The sequence below is a fragment of the Pseudomonas sp. DF5 genome (genome assembly GCF_058148225.1).
The window spans coordinates 1-1855 of the sequence record NZ_JBYVYM010000056.1 but is presented as its reverse complement, the minus strand read 5'-3'; the positions used below and the strand labels follow the sequence as shown (position 1 = coordinate 1855).

At 59.7% G+C, this 1855-nt stretch carries 2 protein-coding genes; one reads left to right on the top strand and one right to left on the bottom strand.

Annotated features, from left to right (window positions below):
• Positions 1–16 precede the first annotated feature (16 nt).
• A complete protein-coding gene (locus AC30D7_RS28665; RefSeq protein ID WP_019579701.1) occupies positions 17–460 on the bottom strand; it encodes a MarR family winged helix-turn-helix transcriptional regulator in 444 nt (147 codons plus the stop codon).
• Between the two features lie 82 nt (positions 461–542).
• On the opposite strand from AC30D7_RS28665, the gene AC30D7_RS28660 reads away from it, so the two are divergent.
• Positions 543–1709, top strand: a complete 1167-nt coding sequence (locus AC30D7_RS28660) for an aminotransferase-like domain-containing protein (RefSeq protein WP_490136318.1) — start codon at positions 543–545, stop codon at positions 1707–1709.
• Positions 1710–1855 lie beyond the last annotated feature (146 nt).

Below are 1855 nucleotides of genomic sequence, written 5' to 3'. Positions count from 1 at the left end.
ATGTATTTGAGATCGCTCACATCTTCTGCTGGTTCTCCCCCAACGCCAGATTCACCGCCAACCAGCCATTCACCGCCGTCTCCCCAGCCTCGGCAAACACCCGCTCGAGCAATTTCACCTGCTCGCGCCGCAACGACTGCTCGAACCGCGCGCCTTCCACAGTCAGTTCCAGCAGCCGCTTACGCTTGTCGGTCTGGGACGCGACGCTGTTCACCAAATGCATTTCCACCAACTGCCGCAGCGGAATGTTCAGCGCCTGCTTGGTCACGCCGAGCAACGCCAGCAACTCCTTGACGCTCAGGTTCGGATAACGCGCGATGAAAAACACGATGCGCTGATGCACCCGGCTCAAGCCGCGACGCTCGAGCATTTCATCAGCCTTGGCGGTGAAGGCCTGATAGCCGAAGAAGAACGCTTCCATGGCTTGTTGCTGGGTGGTGGGGTTTTTAAGGTCAAGCATGTTGACGTATCCGCTCGGTCTGTCGTAATTTCGGTCAATCAGTTTGACTCATTTTCCTCAGGCCTCGCTACCGGTGACCCCCATGGCTTTTTCCGAACGTGTCTCGCGCCTTAAAAGTTCTTTGATCCGTGAAATCCTCGCCGCCGCCCAGCGCCCGGAAGTGATGTCGTTCGCCGGCGGCTTGCCGGCCGAAGCCATGCTGCCGAAAGTCGAGTGGGCGGACATGCCGCTGTCCATGGGCCAATATGGGATGAGCGAAGGCGAGCCGGCGTTGCGTGAAGCGTTGGCGGCCGAAGCCCGGGCGCTGGGCGTGCCGTGCGAGGCGAGTCAGGTGCTGGTGGTCAGCGGTTCGCAACAAACCCTCGATCTGGCGGCCAAGCTTCACATCGACAAAGGCACCGAAATCCTGCTTGAAGCGCCGACCTACCTGGCGGCGTTGCAGATTTTTCAGCTGTTTGGCGCCGACTGCATCACCGTCCCGCTGGAGGCTGATGGCCCGAACCTGGCGCAACTGCGCAGCCGTCTGGAACAACACAAGCCAGCGTTCATCTACCTGATCCCGACGTTTCAGAATCCGTCGGCGGTGCGCTACAGCGAAGCCAAGCGTGATGCGGTGGCAGCGTTGCTCGACGAATTCGGCGTGACCCTGATCGAAGACGAACCCTATCGCGAACTGACCTTCGATGGCGGCAGTGCCACGCCGATCGTCAGCCGCCTGACCAAGGCCAGCTGGATCTACACCGGCACGGTCTCGAAAACCCTGTTGCCGGGCTTGCGAGTGGGTTACCTGATCGCCAGTCCGGACCTGTTCCCGCATTTGCTGCGGCTCAAGCAATCGGCCGATCTGCACACCAACCGCATCGGGCAATGGCAAGCGCTGCAATGGATCGGTACTGAAAAATACCAGCAGCACTTGGGCGAGTTGCGGGACTTCTACCGGGTTCGTCGGGATGCGTTCCAGTCGGCACTGGAAAGGCACTTTTCCGATCTGGCGGATTGGAACGTGCCGCAGGGTGGGCTGTTTTTCTGGCTGACGCTCAAGCAGCCGCTGGATACCCGAACGCTGCTCAAAGCGGCGCTGGCAGCAGATGTGGCGTTCATGCCGGGCGAACCGTTTTTTCCTGAGCCGGACAATAATCACGGTCATCTGCGGCTGAATTTCAGCCACATCGACCCGGCACGGCTGGACGAAGGGCTCAAGCGATTGGCAGCGGTGGTGCGTCAGGCACAGGCGGCAGAAGCGGCCTGAGAGGAGGGTATAAAACAATAAACCGGCCAATTGGCCGATTTATTTTTGTCTGGGATTTGCGGTGTTTGTACCGGCCTCATCGCGGGCAAGCCCGCTCCCACAGTGGACCTGTTTCAAACACAGATCCCATCTCCCGTACGAATCCC

Coding starts and splice junctions, on each gene's coding strand:
- AC30D7_RS28665 (WP_019579701.1), bottom strand. CDS start 460: ATGCTTGACCTTAAAAACCCCACCACCCAGCAACAAGCCATGGAAGCG.
- AC30D7_RS28660 (WP_490136318.1), top strand. CDS start 543: ATGGCTTTTTCCGAACGTGTCTCGCGCCTTAAAAGTTCTTTGATCCGT.